The 19,785-nt window shown below is 66.1% G+C and carries 18 protein-coding genes; 8 read left to right on the top strand and 10 right to left on the bottom strand.

What is annotated here, in order from left to right:
• Positions 1-46: 46 nt before the first annotated feature.
• Positions 47-598 carry a VanZ family protein gene (locus Aple_RS33885; protein WP_155348807.1) on the bottom strand — a complete coding sequence of 184 codons (552 nt, stop codon included), beginning with the start codon at positions 596-598 and terminating at the stop codon, positions 47-49.
• Between the two features lie 361 nt (positions 599-959).
• Between Aple_RS33885 and kynU the strand changes: the two genes are divergently transcribed.
• Positions 960-2,177 (top strand): kynureninase, encoded by a 1,218-nt coding sequence (gene kynU / locus Aple_RS33880; protein WP_155348806.1) that lies wholly within the window; start codon positions 960-962, stop codon positions 2,175-2,177.
• On the opposite strand, the gene Aple_RS33875 is transcribed toward kynU, so the two are convergent.
• Positions 2,178-2,537, bottom strand: coding sequence for a ClpX C4-type zinc finger protein (locus tag Aple_RS33875; RefSeq protein WP_155348805.1), 360 nt, complete (start codon positions 2,535-2,537; stop codon positions 2,178-2,180).
• Positions 2,538-2,831: 294 nt separating this feature from the next.
• Here Aple_RS33875 and Aple_RS33870 point away from each other — a divergent pair, with 294 nt between their 5' ends.
• Positions 2,832-3,116: a YiaA/YiaB family inner membrane protein gene (locus tag Aple_RS33870; RefSeq protein WP_155348804.1), complete on the top strand. Its 285-nt coding sequence runs from the start codon at positions 2,832-2,834 to the stop codon at positions 3,114-3,116.
• 86 nt (positions 3,117-3,202) lie between these two features.
• Here Aple_RS33870 and Aple_RS33865 read toward each other — a convergent pair whose 3' ends face one another.
• From Aple_RS33865 to Aple_RS33845, 5 genes are all read right to left on the bottom strand, one after another.
• Positions 3,203-4,105: a polysaccharide deacetylase family protein gene (locus tag Aple_RS33865; RefSeq protein ID WP_246264971.1), complete on the bottom strand. Its 903-nt coding sequence runs from the start codon at positions 4,103-4,105 to the stop codon at positions 3,203-3,205.
• 520 nt (positions 4,106-4,625) lie between these two features.
• Positions 4,626-5,444 carry a class I SAM-dependent methyltransferase gene (locus Aple_RS33860; protein ID WP_155348802.1) on the bottom strand — a complete coding sequence of 273 codons (819 nt, stop codon included), beginning with the start codon at positions 5,442-5,444 and terminating at the stop codon, positions 4,626-4,628.
• A 269-nt stretch (positions 5,445-5,713) separates the two neighbouring features.
• On the bottom strand, positions 5,714-6,007 hold the full coding sequence (locus Aple_RS33855; RefSeq protein WP_155348801.1) for a hypothetical protein: 294 nt from the start codon (positions 6,005-6,007) through the stop codon (positions 5,714-5,716).
• Positions 6,008-6,021: 14 nt separating this feature from the next.
• Positions 6,022-6,345 carry a hypothetical protein gene (locus Aple_RS33850; protein WP_155348800.1) on the bottom strand — a complete coding sequence of 108 codons (324 nt, stop codon included), beginning with the start codon at positions 6,343-6,345 and terminating at the stop codon, positions 6,022-6,024.
• Positions 6,346-6,617: 272 nt separating this feature from the next.
• Positions 6,618-8,267 carry a DUF6571 family protein gene (locus tag Aple_RS33845; RefSeq protein ID WP_155348799.1) on the bottom strand — a complete coding sequence of 550 codons (1,650 nt, stop codon included), beginning with the start codon at positions 8,265-8,267 and terminating at the stop codon, positions 6,618-6,620.
• Positions 8,268-8,420: 153 nt separating this feature from the next.
• On the opposite strand from Aple_RS33845, the gene Aple_RS33840 reads away from it, so the two are divergent.
• Positions 8,421-9,680 carry an IS4 family transposase gene (locus Aple_RS33840; RefSeq protein ID WP_155348825.1) on the top strand — a complete coding sequence of 420 codons (1,260 nt, stop codon included), beginning with the start codon at positions 8,421-8,423 and terminating at the stop codon, positions 9,678-9,680.
• Positions 9,655-9,894 (top strand): hypothetical protein, encoded by a 240-nt coding sequence (locus Aple_RS33835; RefSeq protein WP_155348798.1) that lies wholly within the window; start codon positions 9,655-9,657, stop codon positions 9,892-9,894. The genes Aple_RS33840 and Aple_RS33835 overlap by 26 nt, the downstream gene beginning before the upstream one ends.
• Positions 9,895-10,513: 619 nt before the next feature.
• Here the strand turns inward: Aple_RS33835 and Aple_RS33830 are convergent.
• Both Aple_RS33830 and Aple_RS33825 read right to left on the bottom strand, forming a co-directional pair.
• On the bottom strand, positions 10,514-11,671 hold the full coding sequence (locus Aple_RS33830; RefSeq protein ID WP_155348797.1) for an NAD-dependent formate dehydrogenase: 1,158 nt from the start codon (positions 11,669-11,671) through the stop codon (positions 10,514-10,516).
• A gap of 95 nt (positions 11,672-11,766) precedes the next feature.
• The gene (locus Aple_RS33825; protein WP_155348796.1) at positions 11,767-12,690 is read right to left on the bottom strand and encodes a LysR family transcriptional regulator; all 924 of its coding nucleotides are present in this window, start codon (positions 12,688-12,690) and stop codon (positions 11,767-11,769) included.
• A 134-nt stretch (positions 12,691-12,824) separates the two neighbouring features.
• Here Aple_RS33825 and Aple_RS33820 point away from each other — a divergent pair, with 134 nt between their 5' ends.
• From Aple_RS33820 to Aple_RS33805, 4 genes are all read left to right on the top strand, one after another.
• Entirely contained in the window at positions 12,825-13,223 is a 399-nt protein-coding gene (locus Aple_RS33820) for a TOBE domain-containing protein (RefSeq protein WP_155348795.1), read from the top strand.
• A 16-nt stretch (positions 13,224-13,239) separates the two neighbouring features.
• Positions 13,240-14,031 carry a molybdate ABC transporter substrate-binding protein gene (gene modA, locus Aple_RS33815; RefSeq protein ID WP_218038626.1) on the top strand — a complete coding sequence of 264 codons (792 nt, stop codon included), beginning with the start codon at positions 13,240-13,242 and terminating at the stop codon, positions 14,029-14,031.
• A 224-nt stretch (positions 14,032-14,255) separates the two neighbouring features.
• Positions 14,256-15,062 (top strand): ABC transporter permease, encoded by an 807-nt coding sequence (locus tag Aple_RS33810; RefSeq protein ID WP_155348794.1) that lies wholly within the window; start codon positions 14,256-14,258, stop codon positions 15,060-15,062.
• Entirely contained in the window at positions 15,059-16,090 is a 1,032-nt protein-coding gene (locus Aple_RS33805; protein ID WP_155348793.1) for an ABC transporter ATP-binding protein, read from the top strand. The genes Aple_RS33810 and Aple_RS33805 overlap by 4 nt, the downstream gene beginning before the upstream one ends.
• A gap of 407 nt (positions 16,091-16,497) precedes the next feature.
• Here the strand turns inward: Aple_RS33805 and Aple_RS33800 are convergent, their stop codons facing one another.
• On the bottom strand, positions 16,498-19,758 hold the full coding sequence (locus Aple_RS33800; protein WP_155348792.1) for a galactose-binding domain-containing protein: 3,261 nt from the start codon (positions 19,756-19,758) through the stop codon (positions 16,498-16,500).
• Between the last annotated feature and the right edge of the window lie 27 nt (positions 19,759-19,785).

The raw sequence follows: 19,785 nt of genomic DNA, 5'->3' as shown, positions 1-19,785 counted from the left end.
AGCGGTTCGGGCGCATGTGACGATCTTGCGGGATTTATGCAGTCCGTTATTGTGGAACGGTCCCCTCCGGTATTGGGTGAGCCCACCAACGCTTAGTCATGATTGCGGCCAGTACGGCGCCCGTGGTGTTCAGCAGAATGTCGTCAATCGATGACACACGGTGGAGGCCTAAAGCATATTGAAGCGATTCCACGATGAGAGACGACCCCGCCGCGACGGCCGCCACCCGGGGTAGCCGGGCCAGTCGCGGGGAGCGGATCGGGAGCAGCGCGCCGAGCGCGGCGAACACCAGGAGGTTGCCTCCTACCTGGGCGATCAGAGTGCCAGTAAAGCCGCCGGCAAGGGTTGTCAGGTCCTTCAGCGGGATCAGGCTGAGGTGCCTGGCGGGCTCCTGGGCGCTACCCGGAGTGAGGATCATCCACAGCCAGGGGAGGGTTCCGGTAACGGAAAGGGCATCACAGAGGGGTGTCCGGAAGGGGTGTTCCATGCCCGAACTAGCGCGTTGTCTCCCGATCAAATAGGCGGTCAGAAGCGCGATGGGGAGCGCCAAAAGGCTGAAAAGAATGATATGTCCCCACATACGCCATGCCAGCAACATGACTGTGTCCTTTTGGCTCGCTGGATGATCGTTCGTCGCGGGCGTACCCCGCCCCTGTTCGGGCGACGAAGTTATAGGAAGGTGGCCTTCTGGCAAGTGTCCGTACGGATCTTCGCCTGGTCGGAGCTGGGACGGTCGGGGACGGTCGGAACGACCGAGTCTGGAGAAGACAGGCGCGGCTGGCGTGATCTCCGGTCGATGTCACTCTGCGTGGTCTCGACCGTTTCATGATCTGTGACGCTTTGTGGTCGTTTTGGGCGGGCGGCCGAGCATGATCATCCGACCTTTTCGGGTTTTTCTCATAATGGCCATGCCCTGTCGCACTGGTCGAGTCAGGAAACTTACGGGGATGATGGGGTACATGAGTATCACCCGCGCCGGCTGTGCCGCGCTCGACGCCGCTGATCCAATAAGCGACTTCCGCGACGAGTTCGTCCTGCCTGACGGGATCGTCTATCTCCTCGGCAACTCGCTGGGCGCGCTGCCCCGGCGGACCGCCGCCCGGGTCGCCCACACGGTCACCGCCGAATGGGGGCAGGACCTGGGCGCCAGCTGGAACACCGCGGGCTGGTGGGACCTGCCGCAGACGACCGGCGACCGGATCGCCCCGCTCATCGGCGCCGGCCCCGGCGAGGTGCTGGCGGGGGACTCCACCTCGGTGACGATCTTCAAAGCGCTCGCGGCCGCCCTGGCCCTCCGCCCGGGCCGGTCGGTGATCGTCTCAGACGTGGAGAACTTCCCCTCCGATCAGTACGTCGTGCAGGGCGCCGCCCAGGCCTTCGACCGCGAGATCCGGGAGATCGGCTCGGACGCCGACCTGGCCAACGCCCTCGGGCCCGACGTGGCCGTCGTGTTGTTGTCCCACGTGAACTACCGTACGGGCGCGGTCAGGAACATGGCCGAGGTGACCGCGATGGTCCAGGCGTCCGGGGCGCTCATGATCTGGGATCTCTGCCACAGCACGGGGGCGTTGCCCGTGGACGTCACCGGGGTCGATTTCGCGCTGGGGTGCACGTACAAGTATCTGAACGGAGGGCCGGGCGCGCCCGCCTACATCTACGTCGCGCCCCGCCACCAGAAGGCCGCCCGCAACGTGATCTCCGGCTGGCACGGCCATGCCTCCCCGTTCGACTTCGAGCCCGGCTACGAGCCCGCCCCCGGCGTCCGCCGCTTCGCCGTGGGCAGCCCGCCGGTGCTCTCGTACGCGGCGCTGAACGCCTCCCTGGAGATCTGGGAGAAGGTGGACATGCGTTCTGTCCGGGCCAAGAGCGTGGCCCTCACCGAGCTGTTCATCGAACTCACCGAGCACCTCGGCCTGGAGTTGGCCACGCCACGCGATCCGGTCGAACGGGGCAGCCAGGTGAGCTACCGCCACCCGGAGGGGTATCCGGTCATGCGCGCCCTGATCGACATGGGCGTGCACGGCGACTTCCGCGCACCCGACCTGATCCGCTTCGGCTTCGCCCCGCTCTACCTCCGCTACGTCGACGTCTACGACGCCGCCAACACCCTGGCCGAGGTTCTCAGCAAGGAACTCTGGCGTGAGGCGCGCTACCAGAGGCGCCTCACCGTCACCTGATCAGTGCCGCTGGTCGTTGCGTGACTTGGCTTTCAGGTCCGCCACGATCTCCCCGGCCAGCGCCACACAGTCGGCGCAGATCCGCCCGGCCTCGCCGTGCACCATGTGCAGGCGCGGCCCCGGCGGCTTCCGGCAGAACGAGCACGCCGCCTCCCGCCGCGTCCGCCGCGTCGCGAACGGATGCGTGAAGGGCTTGGCGAACCGCTTCCGGGCCGCCTGTTTCGAAACTCCGAGCCGATCCCCGATCGCCGTCCACGATGTTCCCGCCGCCCGCGCGTCATGCACGGCCAGGTCGAGCAGAGCGTCGGCGTCCCGGCTCAGCTCCTGGCTCAGAAGGCTCGCGGCGGCAAGGGTTTCCAACGGATCAGAGGGATTCGCGGCTCGCGCTCGTGCTTTCGCGAGTAACTCTGATGGCTCCATAAGACAACCTTAAGTTGTCAATTGTCCTATATCAAGTTGTGACCTAGGTCGAGCTCTCGGGGCCCGCCGGGGTCGTTGCAAACGATCATGAGGCCAACTCCGCTCAAGCGCAAATGCCGCCGTCTTCGTTGGCATCGCATCGAGCGCGACCCCCTGCGAGTGGGGGATTACTCATAAGTAACTTAGGTAGTTGAGCTCAGGCCCGGAGTGTCGGAAATGGTCAGGATTCTGACTATGACCAGACCAGTGCAAAGCAAGACGACCGCGGCCTTCTACCTGCAGTCCGTGATCTCGTTCGGGCTGGCGCTCACGGCTCTCGTGGTCGGCGTCGCCTACCTTCCCGTGGACGCCTGGATCCGGGGATTCTTCGCCGTCGGGGTGTTCTACCTGGTGACCTCGTCCTTCACGCTGGCCAAGTGCATCCGCGACCGGCAGGAGGAGGCCGCGGTGGTGACGCGGGTGGATCAGGCTCGGCTGGACAAACTCCTCGCCGAGCACGACCCCTTCAAAACCGATTAATTAATGAGAAACCCGCCCCACAGCCAGCCGCATCGCCGCCGACCAGGCGATTCGCCGCTGCGGCTGTCCAGATCGCGACTTTCTCATTAATAGGGCAGCGCCCGCTTGGCGAACTTCGCCGACACCATCGGCTGCTGGAATTTCGGAACGGCGACAGAACGGACGTCGCCGTCCGAGGTGTAGCGCTCGGTGGGGTTGGCCTGGAGCCAGTCCAGCCACGCCGTGGAGCAGAACTTCATGCAGTCGCCCTTCTTGTCCATCGACCTGATGCGGGGGATCCCGACCGGGTCGAACTCCTTGCTGTACGGCGAGTAGGCGGGCGTGTATCCGGCCAGGAAAACCCCGCCGTAGTCGTACGCCACCGCGCCGTCCTTGCCCTTGAGCGCCCACGCCTTGGTGCGCGGCTGGTTGCCGTACGGCAGGGCGATGGTCACCGGGGCGGGCCCGTCCAGGGCGGTGATCAGCTGGTGGCCCGCGGCGACCTCGGCGGCGACCTGGTTCTGGGGCTTGCCCGAGAGGCTGAGGTGGTCCTTGGTGTGGTTGCCGATGTCGAAGCCGTTGGTCTTGAGCCAGGTGATGATCTGCGCCTGCTCGATCTTGTCGGGCTTGCCGAACATGTCGCGGGTGACGTAGAACGTCCCGACCGGGCGGAAGCCGGGGTGTTTCGCGGCCACCTCCCGCATGATCGCCACGGCCGTGTTGGGCATGGGCGTGCCGTCGTTGGCCAGGGTGACCTGGGACGGGGAGGAGTCGTCGAACGTGAGCACGACGGGGTGTTTCCCGGCCGGGATGTCGATCTTGCCGGTGACGTACTCGGCGGCGGTGATCGGGACGTAGTTCTCCTTGGCCAGGCGTTCCAGTTCGGTGCGGAACTGGAGTGGCGTGCGGTCGTCCTGGGTGCCGGGTTTCTCGACGATCCGGTGATACATCAAGACCGGGATCTGGCCGAGCTCGTTGGCCTTCACGGCCTTGGCTCGGGCCGCGTTCATCGGCTTCCCGGCGGTGGCGTTCTTGACTGGCGCTTTGGCGGGCGCTTTGTCGGACTTTGTCTCTGTGCTTCCCCCGTGTGTTCCACATCCGGCCAGGACGGCCAGGCTAGCTATCAGTGCTGCGATTTTCATCCGGATCCCCTCACCATGACGACATGTTTAACTACTCCCCGTGAAAAGCCGAGGAGAGTCGACATGGGGGTTAAAATCCGGATCTGGGATCAGTCCGGTAGGGCATGGCGCTCGCGCGATTAACGGGATACAAATAGCTCACCTCTTCATGCAAGGCTTGACGTAAGCTGCTGGATGGGTCGAGAGAGCGCTCCCTCGATCTATCGGCCTGTCTCGAGAACCGCACTCGGCCGGCAGGGCAAACAGGGGCGTGGGTGGGAGAACCCCGGATCAGCTGCCGCTTCGTTCGGGCGACCACGATGCTGGCGGGGTCGGGCGGAGCCCGATGGAAAACGAAGGGCTGGGTGGGTGGGAGAACTCCCGCTTCGCTAAGCGTGAATGACGGCGCTCAGAACGTGTAACGCAGGAGACGTCCGGCGTCCCGGAGGCCGGGAATTCGTGCCATCACCCACATGCCGACGCGTGCGGCAGGCGGGAACTCCGCCAGTCCGGTCAATTCCGTGCTGCGCAGCGCTGTCACGCACTTCAGGCCCGGATGCCAGCCCTCCAGCTCGTACGGGTCGTCGATGGCCCAATAAAGCGTTGCCCCGGCATTGCGGATGGCTGGAATCCAGCGCTGCAATCGAATCCCCATGCTCCCGTAGGAGTCGAATAGCAGCTCCCCCGAGGGGAATCTTGCGGTGAGGCGCTGAATGAGGGATTTACCCTGGTCTTTGCGGAGATACATGGACAAGCCTTCGAAGACGACCGCAGTGGGCCTGTCGGCGGGCACTTCTGTCAGCCATTCCTGGTCGGTCACCGAGGTCGCGATCGTGCGATAGTCACCGGAAGGCTGTGGAAGCAGGCGATTCCGCAGATCCAGGACTTCGGGATAGTCCACGTCGATCCATCGGATGGTGGACGGCCGATCCAGCCGCTGCACGCGGGTGTCCAGCCCGCACGCCAGGTGCAGCACGGTCGCTTCTGGGTGCGCGGCGAGAAACTCCTTGGTCCAGTCGTCCAACTGCCTGGCCCGCAGGGCAACCCCTGCCGCCGTCATCGCGTTGATTCCGGTCCGGCGGAAGTCGTACTCGATCCGCTCCACCGCCCGCGCCGCCTCCTGGTCGTTCAGGATGGGGCGTTTGGCCCGGCTGTCGACTGCCCGGGCGTACAGGGTGGCCAGCATGGTCTCCGGCGAGCCGGTGAGAGTGATCTTCTCTCGGTCCATGAAGCCATTTTGTCATCGGCTCCCAGAACAAAGCCTGATAGATGCAGGTCAGACGCCTGGAGCCCCTGGATGTGCCATGGTGGCGGCGCTCTTGATAGAGCAGTTGCCCGATGTAGCGGACCGGCTCACGGGGACGTCGAGCATGGCTCGATACGCGATCAACGTGGAGTCTTTCGGGTGCAGGTCGATCCTTTGGTTAGACCCGTCTACCGGAGGCCCCACGTTTCCGGTGCAAGACGTTCGTCCGCGAGAAGGCGCAGGATGCCAGGTCATGGCAGGTTGTAGCGGGCTCTGACGGTTCTGGCCTCTTCCTCGGTTACCTGGCGGGGAGTGCGGGACAGGGAGTGGTGCAGGTCGGCGAGGATGCGGTCGCCTGAGGTGCGGACGCGGGCGCGCAGGTGGGCGAGTTGCTCGCCGAACAGTTTGGCGGCGGGTCCTGTCCAGACTTTGCCCGATTGAAAGGCCTCGCATGGCCGCCCGAGGTCTCTTTCGGTCGCCCGGATCAGCGATTCCACGGTCCGGAGCGTGTCCTGTAGCGCCTCGTGAAGCGGATTGGGCACCATCTGCGCCACCTGATTCAATCTCCCTTTGCTGGAGAGGGCGACGGAGGGCTGGCCGCGACGGTCAGTTTCGGGCCGATCAGCTTCATCAACGCCACTACGTCGGCCCCCGGATCACGCCCTTGGGGGCCCCGGATGATACTGATGATCAGCGCTGCGTCGCCGCGGACCAGTGTCGCCTTCGCACCGGTGTGCCCTTCGTGATCGGAGCCTTTATCGTATTGATAGGGGAAATAGTAACCATCCCCGCCCGGGACAATCTGCGGCAAGCGTAGCGCGCCAAGACGAACTTCCTCATCGACGTTTCCCACCCAGGCTCTGGAGGTCAGCAACACACTCATGACCTTCCACCTCTCCCCGGTCGGCTCGTAGACGGTGCAGGACCCATGACCGTACCTTCCGGACAGCTTGAAATAGCCTTGGACGAGCGGATCATGTAGCCCTATCATCCGCTCCACGGCCTGTATCGGTATGTGGTCACAGACATAGGGCGGGGCGGCCACGGAAGGTAATGGTGTCTTGTCCACTGCTTCGGCTTCTTGTGGGCTGCACCCGGCGACCAATATCAGCACGCATGTCAGGGCCGCTATGGCGACAACTGATCCCCGTTTTCTCATTGAAACTTGGCGAACCCTCCGGAGAAGCCAATGTCCAGGTCTCTCTTGATATCCAGCCATGTCCTGCTCGAATCGTTCTGATAGAGCCACATGCGATATTCATCGTAGGCGACGGGGTTCCCGTCGGCGTCTGTGGCGTTCAGCATCTCCTGACGGGTCATCAGCGTCTTCCCATCCACCTTCAGGAAGTTGTTCGGTGCCGTCCGGGGATCCTGCCCGGGCTGGAGATCGCTGAGCGAACCCCACGGATGGGTCTTGGCCGGTGGGTCGGCTGGGCCGAACAGGCCATGGTTGAGCATCGCCTGGGCGGCAAGCTGGTGGATGAGGAATCGGGTTTGCTCCACGGACGTGTTCGCCTCCGCCACCGCCTTGTCTCTCGCGTTCCCCTTGGCGGCGTCCTCGATGATTCCGGTCCACGCTCCGGCGACACCGGCGGTGATGGGCCAGCTCGCGGTCTGCGGAAGCGCCAATACGGTGTTGACCAGCGCCATCAGAGCCTTCATATTGCGCTGCTGCGTCTCATCCAGTTCCTGGCCTTCCTCGATTCGGGCTATCCCCGCGGCGTTCGTGATGAAGCCGAAGCCCATGCCGATCGCATTCGCGTTGACTTCGAACGTTGAGACATCGCCGTCGGCCGCCGCCTTGTTGGCGCTGTGGTCGATCAATTTGTTCGCCCATACAGTCTCTGCGCCGGCCACGGCCACGAAAGCTTTTTCGTCATCCTGGAAGGCTTGCTTCATCACGGTCTGCAGATCGTCGGTCTTGAATCTGGCTCCCCAGCTCTCGCGCTCCGGGAGAAGCTTGTAATCTCCCCCGAACACGCCGAGGGTTTCATCCGTATCGGAAGATGCGACCCGGCTGACGTCGCCGATGTAGCCGGCAAGGATGTTGCCGACGGCGGTGGGGATGATCTTGGGCGGGTCGCCTGCTCTGATCCGCTCGGATTCCAGATGAATGAGTTCGGACGCGAGTTTCGCTGACAGGTACCCACGTGAGGGGTGCTCCACCGACCCGTTATGGTCGCGGAAGGTCAACGTGGCCGCTTCCAGGGCTGCGCTGAGCGCTTTCCCGTCGCTTACTCGGTAGTCGGTCATATAACGCTTCAGAGCTGTGGGATCTTGAGTGAAGAAATCCTGAGCCGCCTCGGGGACCCGGGCCAGCGCGGTCATCACCCCCACCATGGAATCCCCGAACGCCCCAGGAGACACCGCTGGCCATTCAGTCGGCTCGATCGGCTGCTGCGTCTTGGCTTCGATCTTTCTCGCCAGGTCCAGGAGGAAGGCGGCATCGAAGGTGCCGCGCTTCAGCGCCAGGGACAGTATGTAGTCCTTGCCGATGAGATCAGCGGTCAGCTCGTTTCGCCAGGCGGTGCTCAGCCGGGGGCTGGCGGTGGCCAGCGCGTTGCCCAGGGCCGCCTGCAGGCGCCGCGCCTTGGCGGCGTCGGGAGGGTCGGCGGTCTGCGCGAGCAGGTCATGAAACCCGCGCGTGCCGAGGGCGTACATCAACGTGGTGGAGAAGACCGGATCGGTGATCCGTTTCTCCAGCTGGGCGAGCGCCGTTTCGCTGATCTGCCCGTTGGCCGTGGTCTCACCGAGAGCAACGGCCGCGGCGTAGACCTCGGGATCGTTGGCGGCTTTGTTGTACAACCCCTCGTCGAAAGCGGTCAGTCCGCTCGCCGGGCCGGGTCCCGGGCCAATGCCACTCAGCCTAAGTTGATCACCGCTTGAGGTGCAGGGATGCGTTCTCCTTGCCCTTGTGAGCGTGAACGCCGGGGAGATCCACTACGGTTCGTGATCGTGATGGAGACCGGGGAACAGTCGGTTCGGCGGTTGGCGGACGCGGTGTCGCTGGGCGTGCTGGCACGGTGGGTGCCCCGCGATGAGATCGACACGGCGGTCGCGGTAACCGGCAAGCGGGCCAAACGCTCCGACGGGAAGCTGCCGCCGCACGTGATGGTGTATTTCACCATGGCGATGGCGTTGTTCGCCGACGATGACTACGAAGAGGTCCTGGCCCGGTTGACCGACACGCTGGCCTCCTGGCCGGACTGCTGGGACAGCCCGTGGGAGACCCCGGGGTCGGGGGGTATCACCCAGGCCCGGCAACGTCTGGGCTCCGAACCGTTGCGGGAGCTGTTCACGCAGGTCGCGGTCCCGGTCGCGGACATGTTGACGCCGGGGGCGTTCCTGGGGCCCTGGCGACTGGTGGCGATCGACGGGATGGAATGGGACGTCCCGGACAGCAAGGAGAACGCGGAGGTCTTCGGCTATGCCGGGTCCGGGGACAAGCGGTCGGCCTTTCCCAAGGTCCGGATGGTCGCCCTGTCGGAGTGCGGCTCCCACGCCTTTTTCGCGGCCGCGATCGGCGGGGCCGGCACCGGTAAGGGGTCGGGTGAGCAGTCCCTGGCCCGCACGTTGTGGGGCGAACTGGATGAGGACATGCTGCTGATCGGCGACCGCGGCTTCTACTCCTTTCCCGATTGGCATGAGGCGGCGGCCACCGGGGCGCAGCTGTTGTGGCGGGTCAAAGCCGATTTGCGGCTTGAGGTGCTGGAGATGCTGCCGGACGGCTCCTACACCTCGGTGCTGGTCCACCCCGATATCCAGGGCAGGCGCCGGGAGGCGCTGGTGGCGGCGGCTCGCGCCGGGGATGATCTCGATCCGGAGGAGGCGGCCCTGATCCGCGTGGTCGAGTACACGATCCCCAATCGCGGCCCGGGCGCCGACGGCGAGTTGGTCTGCCTGATCACCACGATCCTGGATCTGCGGGAGGGCCCGGCCGCCACCCTGGCCGAGATCTACCATCAGCGCTGGGAGCACGAGACGGGAAACGATCAGCTCAAGACGCATCTGCGCGGGCCGGGCCGGGTGCTGCGGTCCAGGAAACCCGACCTGGTGCTCGCGGAACTGTATGGGTATCTGCTGACGCATTACGCGTTGTCGGCGTTGATCTGCGAGGCCGCGACCGAAGCTCAGATCGACCCCGACCGGGTGAAGTTCACTCGTACTGTCCGCAAAGTCCGCAGCCGCGCTGATGGCGCTGCGGATTTTTCCCCCTGACCGGCACGACCGGGTTCTGGCGGCGCTGAAGAAGGACATCACCCGCAAGAAGAACCTTAATCCCAGGCGGCGCGACCGCAGTTACCCGCGGGTGGTCAAACGAGCCCGCCACAACTCCTACCGCGTCAAAAGGCCTGGTGATGCCGGGGTGCGCCATGACGGACCGGCCGTGATCTATCTAGCGAATCTCCCCGAGCTGGCTCTTGCGTCATGATCAACTTAAGCTGAGCGGCATTGGGTCCCGGGCCCCAGTTCAGGCAGACGGCCTGGATGGTCTCGTTCCGCCTACGAAGTTCGGGTCGTTTGCTGCTGATCCAGTTCTGTAGTTCTCGCAGCGCCGCCAAATCGGATGTGTCCAGGTCCAGCCTGGTCAATGCCTGCCGGATGTGCAGCTCGTTCGCGCCCAGCGTGCTTCCCGCTCGGCCCAGACCCTTTTCGAACTCGTCCATCAGCGTGGGATCGATCCCGGAGAAATCCCAGTTGACTACCTGAGGCGGGGGCACCGGGGGCTGCTGTGGGCGCGGTGACGGCTTTGGTGCGGGCTGCGTCATCGGGCCTCCGGCACGATCGGATGCGCACGGGAGCTACGCGTTCAGATTACCCAGAAGGCAGCATCTTTCTGGTGATTTTCGGGAGAGAGGCACGTTTACAGCGTTGAGAACTATGAGCCCTTCTTATTGGGTTTGCGGCGCAGACGACTTGCCGAGGAATCGGTTCATTCATAAGCGTCGATTTGGTTGATGAAGAATCCGTCAGGGGAGACGGGGGCCCCGGGCGGAGGCCGCTTGATGGGCCGCCCGGCCGGGGCCGACGTTGAGCGGAGCTCTGGGTGATTACTTCACCGAATAGGAATGGGCGCCTGTGCCTGCCAGGTTTCCCTTGTCGACGATCAGGTATTCGTCGCGGATGGGGGTGCCGTCCAGCCAGCATTCGAGGATTTCGCGGGTGCCGGCGGCGTAGCGAGCTTGGGCCGACAGGGAGGAGCCGGAGATGTGGGGGGTCATGCCGTGGTGGGGCATGGTGCGCCATGGGTGGTCGGCGGGGGCCGGTTGGGGGAACCAGACGTCTCCGGCGTAGCCGGCCAGTTGGCCGCTTTCCAGGGCGCGGACTACGGCGTCGCGGTCGGCGATTTTCGCGCGGGCGGTGTTGATCAGGTAGGCGCCGCGCTTCATGGTGCCGATCAGGGTGTCGTTGAACATGCCCTCGGTTTCCGGGTGCAGCGGGGCGTTGATGGTGACGACGTCGCAGTGCGGGACCATGGCGGCGGCGCTCTCGTGGAAGGTGAGGTTGAGCTGCTCCTCGACCTCGCGGGGCAGCCGGTAGCGGTCGGTGTAGTGCAGGTGCACGTCGAACGGGTGCAACCGGCGCAGGACCGCGAGGCCGATCCGGCCGGCGGCCACGGTGCCGACGTGCATGCCCTCCAGGTCGTACGACCGGGACACGCAGTCCGCGATGTTCCAGCCGCCCTTCAGCACGGTCTCGTACGACGGCAGATAGTTCCGCACCAGCGAAAGGATCATCATGGCCACGTGCTCGGCCACCGAGATGCTGTTGCAGTAGGTGACCTCGGCGACCGTGATGTTGTGCGCGATGGCCGCGTCCAGGTCCACGTGGTCGGAGCCGATTCCGGCGGTGATGGCCAGTTTCAGCTTCGGCGCCCTGGCGATGCGTTCCGCCGTCAGGTACGCGGGCCAGAACGGCTGCGAGATGACCACGTCCGCGTCGACGAGCTCCTGGTCGAACACCGAGCCCTCGCGGTCCTTGTCGGACGTGACGACGAGCGTGTGACCCTGGCTTTCCAGGAACGACCGCAGGCCGAGCTCGCCGGAGACGCTGCCGAGCAGCTGGCCGGGGGTGAAGTCGACGCCCTTCGGGGTCGGGAGGGTCTGGCCGCCGGGGTAGCGGTCGATGTGCGGAAGGTCGTCGCGGGCGTACGCCGAGGGGTAGCCGTCGACCGGGTCGTCGTACAGAACGCACAGGATTTTCGCCATGGGTTCGGCTCCTTTAAATCGGGTCGTATTTCCACCTTCCTCGTGCTGCGGATATAGAGTCAAAACGAATTTATCTATTTGTTGATAGATAAAAACTATCGCAGATAATCGTGGAGCAGCCGGTCGAGAGTGCCGCGGATGTCGATGTGGGCGGTGACGTCGAGCAGGGCGCGGGCCAGGACCGGTTCGGGGGTACGGTCAGCGATCACCAGGCCGACCCGGGGGGCCTGGCGGGGGTTTTCGAGGGGGATCACGCGCATGCCGTCAGGGACGCCGAACATGTGCAGCCAGGCGTGGGCGATCACGCTGGACCAGCGGTGGGTGGCGACATGGGCGTACAAAGCGGAGACGGTGTCGGTTTCGACGGCGGGGACGGCGACGACGCCGGCCCATTCGAAGATGCCGTCGAGGATCCGGCGGTTGCGCATTTCGGGGGCGAGCAGGCAGAGCGGGAGGGCGGCCACCTCGGTCCAGCGGACGAAGGCGCGCCCGGCGAGTTCGGCGTCGTCGGGGGTGAGGAGCAGATAGCGCTCCTCGTAGAGGGGGGTCGTGCGGACGTTGCCCAGCGGCTCTCCGTCCAGGTATGTCATGGCGACGTCCAGCTCGAAGTCCGCCAGGCGGCGGGTGATCTCGCGGGAGGACAGGGACGCGAGGGACACGCGGGCGTGCGGGTGGCGTTCGCAGAACGGGGTGGTGAGCAGGGAGGCCGCCGTCAGAGCGGTGGGGATGGCGCCCATGCGCAGGGTGCCGGAGAGGCTGCTGCGCATCAGGGACAGATCCTGGCGAAGCGCGTCGGCTTCGGCCAGGATGCGGTGGGCCCACAGCAGGACACGTTCGCCTTCGGGGGTGAGGCCGTCGAACTTGCGGCCGCGGCGGACGATCGGGACGTCCAGCTCGCGTTCGAGCTTGCGGATCGCGGCGGAGAGGGAGGGCTGGGAGACGTGGCAGGACGCCGCCGCCCGGGCGAAATGTCGCTCCCGGGCCAGCGCGACCAGATACTCCAGTTGGCGCAACAGCACGTCACAGCATGTCGTGTGATCGCGGGATTGGTCTAGTGATGTCTCATCTGCGAGGACATCTAGGGATATCACGATGCTGTTGCAAGGCATGGCGGGTGTATTGGCCAGAAAGTGCGAGGGTAGGGTGATATTTCGTGACGACGTTCCGAATCAGTGAGGCAGCCGGGTTGCTCGGAGTGAGTTCCGACACCGTGCGTCGCTGGGTGGACGCGGGGCGGCTCCCGGCGCGCCGGGATGACAACGGGCATCGCATCGTGGAGGGCTCGGACCTGGCCGCGTTCGCGCGAGCGCAGATCGAGACCGGGAACGGCTCGGGGCACTCGTCCGCGCGGAACCGGCTCCGGGGGATCGTGACCGAAGTGATCAAGGACGCGGTGATGGCCCAGGTGGAGATCGCCGCGGGTCCGTTCCGGGTGGTGTCGCTGATGAGCCGCCAGGCCGCCGACGAACTGGGCCTCGCGCCCGGCGTCGTCGCGGTTGCCGTGATCAAGTCCACCAACGTCGTCGTGGAGATCCCCGATCAGAGTCAGTAGTCAGTAGGAGGACCCATTGTTCAGGCGCGTTTCCGGATTGCTCATCGCGGTCCTCTTAGCCGCATCCGCGTGCGGTACGAGCGATGACACGGCCGCTCCTGCGGCTTCCTCCGCACCGGCGGCCAGCGCTCCGGCCGCGACAGAGCTGACAGTGTTCGCCGCCGCGTCCCTGACCGAGACCTTCACCGAACTCGGCAAGACCTTCGAAGCCGCCCACCCCGGTACGACGGTGAAATTCAACTTCGGCTCCAGCGCCACCCTGGCCACCCAGATCACCCAGGGCGCGCCCGCCGACGTGTTCGCCGCCGCCAGCCCGGCGACGATGAAGACGGTCACCGACGCCGGTCTCGCCGCCGGCCCGACCGTGTTCGTGAAGAACAAGCTGCAGATCGCGGTGCCGCCGGACAACCCGGCGAAGGTCGAATCGCTCAAGGATCTGACCGACCCCAAGGTCAAGGTCGCCCTCTGCGCCGAACAGGTCCCCTGCGGCGCGGCCGCGATCAAGGCGCTGGACGCGGCAGGGCTGAAGGTCACGCCGGTCACGCTGGAGCAGGATGTCAAGGCCACGCTCACCAAGGTCGAGTTGGGTGAGGTGGACGCGGCGCTCGTCTACCAGACCGACGTGATCGCCTCGGCCGGAAAGGTCACCGGCATCCCCTTCCCCGAAGCCGACCAGGCCATCAACGACTACCCGATCGCCGCCCTGACCAAGGCTCCGGCCCTCGACCTGGCCAAGCAGTTCGTCGACTTGGTCCTCTCCCAGCAGGGTAAGGACGTGCTGACCAAGGCAGGATTCCAATCCCCATGATGTGGTTTGGAATCCCGACATAACGGTCACGGCCCGTGATGTGGCGTGAATCCCGATTTGACGATCGGGGGGCGTGATCTGGAGTGGATCCCGACATGACGGTCGCGCCCTCACGGTCGTCGCACATGACCGTTTTGTGCGGATCGAGATGTGATCGTGTGCTGTGATCATTGTGGCGTGATCGCAGTCCTGACGCCGCCGATGATTGGAGGCGAACCGCCCAGATGGCCGATACCGATCGTGCGCCGGTAGCTGGGCGGCTGCCATGGGTGCTCGTGTTGCCTGCCGCGCTCGGGTTGGCATTCCTGGTTTTGCCGTTGGCCGGGCTGCTGATTCGTGCGCCCTGGTCGACGCTCGGGGAGCGGCTCACCGAGCCTCAGGTACTCGAGGCGTTGCGGCTTTCGCTGGTGACGGCGACGGTGGCGACGCTGATCTGCCTGCTGCTCGGGGTGCCGCTGGCCTGGTGTCTGGCCAGGTTGTCCTTTCCCGGCCGCCGGGTCGTACGCGCGCTGGTGACCGTTCCGCTGGTGTTGCCGCCGGTGGTCGGGGGAGTCGCGCTGCTGCTGGCGCTGGGGCGTCGCGGTCTGGTGGGTCAGTGGCTGGACAGCACGTTCGGGATCACGCTGCCGTTCACGACGGCCGGTGTGGTGGTGGCTGAGGCGTTTGTGGCGATGCCGTTCCTGGTGATCAGCGTGGAAGGTGCGCTGCGCGCCGCTGATCTGCGTTTCGAGGAGGCCGCCGCCACGCTGGGGGCATCTCGGTGGGTGGTGTTCAGGCGGGTCACGCTGCCGCTGATCGCGCCGGGGATCGTGGCGGGTGCGGTGCTCTGCTGGGCGCGGGCGTTGGGCGAGTTCGGGGCGACGATCACCTTCGCCGGGAACTTTCCGGGGCAGACCCAGACCATGCCCCTGGCCGTCTACCTGGCTCTGGAGACCGAACCCGAGGCCGCGATCGTGCTCAGCCTGGTGCTGCTGGCGGTTTCCGTGATCATTCTGGCCAGCCTGCGGGACAGATGGGTGAACAGCCCATGAGCCTGACCGCTCGACTCCGTCTCACCCGGCCGGCCTTCCGGCTCGATCTCGATCTGGAAGTGGCGCCGGGGGAGGTCGTCGCCTTGCTGGGGCCCAATGGCGCGGGCAAGACCACCGCGCTGCGACTCCTGGCGGGACTCACCCGGCTGGCTGAAGGCCACATCACCCTGGACGGCCTTCCGCTGCACGACCAGGCGACGGAGAAACGCCCAATCGGCATGGTCTTCCAGGATTACCTGCTATTTCCGCATTTGTCCGCGCTGGACAATGTGGCATTCGGGCTTCGCTGTCATGGTACGGGCAAAGCCGACTCTCGCCGCCAAGCCGCCGAGTGGCTGGCTCGCGTCGGTCTCACGGACCACGCGGGAGCCCGCCCCCGGCAGCTCTCCGGCGGGCAATCCCAACGCGTCGCCCTGGCCCGAGCCCTCGCCATCCGCCCCCGCCTGCTCCTTCTCGACGAACCTCTGGCCGCCCTGGACGCCCACACCCGCCTGGAGATTCGCTCCCAGCTCCGCCGCCACCTGGCCGACTTCGACGGCGCGACCGTCCTGGTCACCCACGACCCCCTGGACGCCATGGTCCTGGCCGACAGGCTGATCGTCATCGAAAAGGGAAGCGTCGTTCAGTCCGGCTCGCCAACCGAGGTCGCCCGCCGGCCCCGCACCGACTACGTCGCCCGCCTGGTCGGCCTCAACCTCTACCGAGGCATCGCCGCCAACCGCCAGATCAAAGTCGACGACGTCCTGTTCACGGTCACCGAAAGCCTGGAAGGCCCTGCTTTCCTGGCCTTCGCCCCCAGCGCCGTCGCCCTCTACCGAACCCGCCCCGACGGCAGCCCCCGCAACCTCTGGCAAGCCAGAATCGACGGCGTCGAACGCCACGGCGACAACGTTCGCATCCACCTGGACGGCCCGATCCTCGCCGCCGCCGACATCACCCCCGCCGCGGTCGCCGAACTAGACCTCACCCCAGGCCAAAACGTATGGGCCTCCGTCAAAGCAACGGAGACCCACGTGTATCCGGCGTAGAGCGCCAGGTTGCGCGCCGTTGTCCGGCGCCGTTTACGACCGCGCTGCTGCTCGCCGCACCGGCGCTCAACGGGACCGGCGGTCGGGTGTCGTTCGACCAAGGGATCTCGACGCCGGGTTGATCGCCGTCGTCCGGCCCCGTTTGCGACCGCGCTGCTTCTCGCCGCACCGGCGCCGAAGGGGGTCGGGTGTCGTTCGACCAAGGGATCTCGAGCGCCGGGCTGATCGCCGTTTCCGGCGCCGTTTGCCGCCGCGCTGCTTCTCGCCGTACCGGCGCTGGAGGGGATCCGTGGGCGGGTGTGTCGGTCGACCAAGGGATTTAAGGGCTCGGTGAAAGTCCGGATTAGGGGCCTCCACGGCGTCGGGCTTGGGGGGATGGCCGACGCCGTGGAGGCTAGGGGGGTGGATTAGGTGCCGTAGACCTCGAATTCCCAGAGGGAGTAGCCGTATTGGGTGAGGGCGCGTTGGGTGCCGTTTACCCGGACGTAGCGGCCGGTGCCGGAGACGGTTAGGTCGTCGGTGGCGCCGTCGCTGGTTGTGGTGGTGTAGATGTCGGTCCAGGTGGTGGCGTTGGGGGAGGTTTGGATTTGGTAGGCGCGGCCGTAGGCAGCTTCCCAGGTGAGGCGGACGCGGTTGATGTTCCGCGTGCTGCCCAGGTCTACGTAGATCCATTGCGGGTCGGCGTAGAGGCTGCTCCAGCGGGTGGCCGTGTTGCCGTCGACCGCGTTGGCGGCCACGTTGGCGCCCGCTTCTGTGCTGGAGACCGTTACCGGGCGGCCCTGGGAGAGGAGTGAGGAGCCGCCGCCGGCGGGGGTGCCGTAGACGTTCAGGTCCCAGAGGGAGTAGCCATACTGGGTGAGGGCGCGTTGGGTGCCGTTCACCCGGATATAGCGGCCGGTGCCGGAGACGGTCAGGTCGTCGACGCCGCCGTCGCCGGTTGTGGTGGAGAAGATGTTTGTCCAGGTTGTGCCGTTGGGGGAGGTCTGGACCTGGTAGGCGCGACCGTAGGCGGCTTCCCAGTTGAGGCGCACCCGGTTGATCGCGTACGACGCGCCCAGGTCCACCTGGATCCATTGCGGGTCGGCGTAAAGGCTGCTCCACCGGGTGGCGGAGTTGCCGTCTACCGCGTTGGCGGCCACGTTGGCGCCGGCTTCGGTGCTGGAGGCCGTGACCGGCTTGCCCTGGGCGAGGTCCGTGCCGGGGTTGCCGGTGCCGGGGACGCTCACGCCGGGGCCGATGAAGGTGTAGCTGTCCACGTCGTAGAGCGTGCCGGTGCCGTTGAACACCAGGTACAGGTCGTGGGTGTTGTCGTCGGGCTTGGTGACAGCACCGGTGACCTCGGTGTAGTTGTCCCAGCCGCCGGTGTTGCCGATGGTGAGCCTGGCGACTTCGGGGCCGGTGGGTAAGTCGTACCGGAATGACAGGGTGCCGCCCGCGTTGGCGGAGCTCACCCGGGCCTTGACGCTGGTGATGCCCTTGAGGCTGACGGCGTGGTGCCGTACCCACTCGCCGTTCTGGATGTCGCCGAGGCGTTTGCCGCCCTCGGCGGCGGCCTGGTCGACGACGCGGGGGCCGTTGAGCGTGACGTAGTGCTCGGCCTGCCACTGCTTGGGCCAGACGGTGATCTCCCGCTCGCCGGTCAGCGGGACCGTGCCGGTCGCGCCGCGGTCGGTGTAGCTGCCGCGCAGGACGAAGAACTGCACCGCGTCCAGACCGGCGTGGATCGGGCCGGTGTTGAACGAGGAGCCGCAGCCGGTGCCCTCACCCTCCTCGTGGGCGTGTTCCTGATGGCCGAGGGCGGCCCGGATGATGACGGAACCGCAGGCGATGGTGCCGTCCTGGGCGTCGGTGGCGCCGGCGGTGAGGTTGAGGTTCTCGCTCCAGCTGTACATGCCGCCCGCGGGGATGCCGTTGAGCGTCACGACCGGCCGGTTGTTGCCCACCACGATCGGGAGCACCACCGTGCCGGTACGGCCGCCGGGATCCCGCACGGTCAACCTCGCCCGCTTGTCACCCACGGTGGTGTACGTGAACGACGGGTTGGCGGCCGTCGAATCGGTGGTGCCGTTGTTGTCGAAGTCCCACGCGTACGTGATGGGCTCGCCGTCGGGGTCGGAGCTGCCCGCGCTGGAGAAGGTGACCGCCAGCGGCGCCAGCCCGTTGTTGACGTTGGAGGTGGCCTGCGCGATCGGCGACCTGCCGCCCTGGACATAGTTGATCTTGTAGAGTCCGGCGTCGGCCGCGCCCGAGAAATAGCCGCTGCCGTACTCCAGCAGGTAGAGCGAGCCGTCAGGACCGAACTCCATGTCGATCGGGTGCACCAGGTTCATGCCCGCCAGCACCGGCTCGATGATGGTCGGGTTCCCGGTCGACGGGTTGCCGTTGTCGAACTGGACCTCCTTGATCCAATTACGGCAGTACTCGGAGATCAGCCACTTGTTGTCGTAGTACTGCGGCCATTTCACGTCCGACACCAGGGTGGGGTCGTAGTGGTAGACCTCGGTGTGGTTCGGCGAGCCGCAGCCGCCCGGGTTGTCCAGGGCCGGCCACTGCACGCTGCCGCCGTGCTGCTCCCACACCAGCGCCGGCTTGGTGGGCGGCAGCTGCTGCTGCCCGGTGTTGCGCGGCGAGTTGTTCACCGGACCGGTGGTCCCCCCGCACGGGAACCAGCCGCGCGGCGCGTTGGCCGCGAAGTCCCAGTCGTTGTAGGCCACGTTCGGCCCGCCGCAGTACGGCCAGCCGTAGTTGCCTGGCCCGGTCGCCCGGTTGAACTCGTCGTAGGCCGCCGGACCCCGGTTCGGGATCGTCGCCCCGGCGTCGGGCCCGACCTCGCCCCAGTACAGGGTGTTGTTGGCCTTCTTGTCGACCCACACCCGATAAGGGTTTCGCACCCCCATGATGTAGATCTCCGGCTTTGTCTGCGCCGTCCCCTGCGGGAACAGGTTGCCCGCCGGGATCGTGTAGGTGCCGTTGTTCTCCGGGTGGATGCGGTTGATCTTGCCGCGCAGGTCGTTGGTGTTGCCCGACGTGCGCTGCGCGTCGTACTGCGGGTTGCGGCTGGTCCGCTCGTCGATCGGCGCCATGCCCGCCGAGTCGCCGCCGGAGTTGGTGTTGTCGCCCACCGCGAAATATAGATTGCCGTTGGTGTCCCAGGTCATCGACCCGGCCGAGTGGCAGCATAGGTCGCGCTCGGTCGGCCATTCGATGATCATGTCCTCGCTGGCGGGGTCGAGGACGTTGGTGGCCGGGTTGAAGGTGAATCGGGAGATGCGGTTGACCAGCGGTGTCACTTTGGGGGAGTAGAACAGGAACACCCAGCGGTTTGTGGCGAACTGGGGGTGCAAGGTGATGCCGATCAGGCCGTCCTCGAAGCGGGCGTCCAGCTGAACGGTCAGCGCGACCGTGGTGGTCTGGGTGGCCGGGTTGTAGAGGCGGACCTGGCCGCCGCCGGCGGAGGTGCCGCGGTTGATGTAGAGGACCTTGCCGTCGGGGAGCACGGACAGCTCGATCGGCTCGCCCATGGAGAGTCCGCCATCCAGCTTGACTTTCTCGAAGCCGCTGGTCGGGGGTGGGGCCGCCGCGGCTGGGGGTGCGGCCAGTGCCGTACCGGCCAGGACGGGTAACAGGAGCGCGGAGAGAGCGCGACGCAGGCGCGCGGAACCGAACACGAGAACTCCAGAGAATGTAGGGGGGTG

The sequence above is a fragment of the Acrocarpospora pleiomorpha genome, assembly GCF_009687885.1.
Classification (GTDB): Bacteria; Actinomycetota; Actinomycetes; order Streptosporangiales; family Streptosporangiaceae; genus Acrocarpospora; species Acrocarpospora pleiomorpha.
The sequence above is the reverse complement of the archived record's forward strand: the minus strand, read 5'-3'. Positions and strand labels throughout refer to the sequence as shown.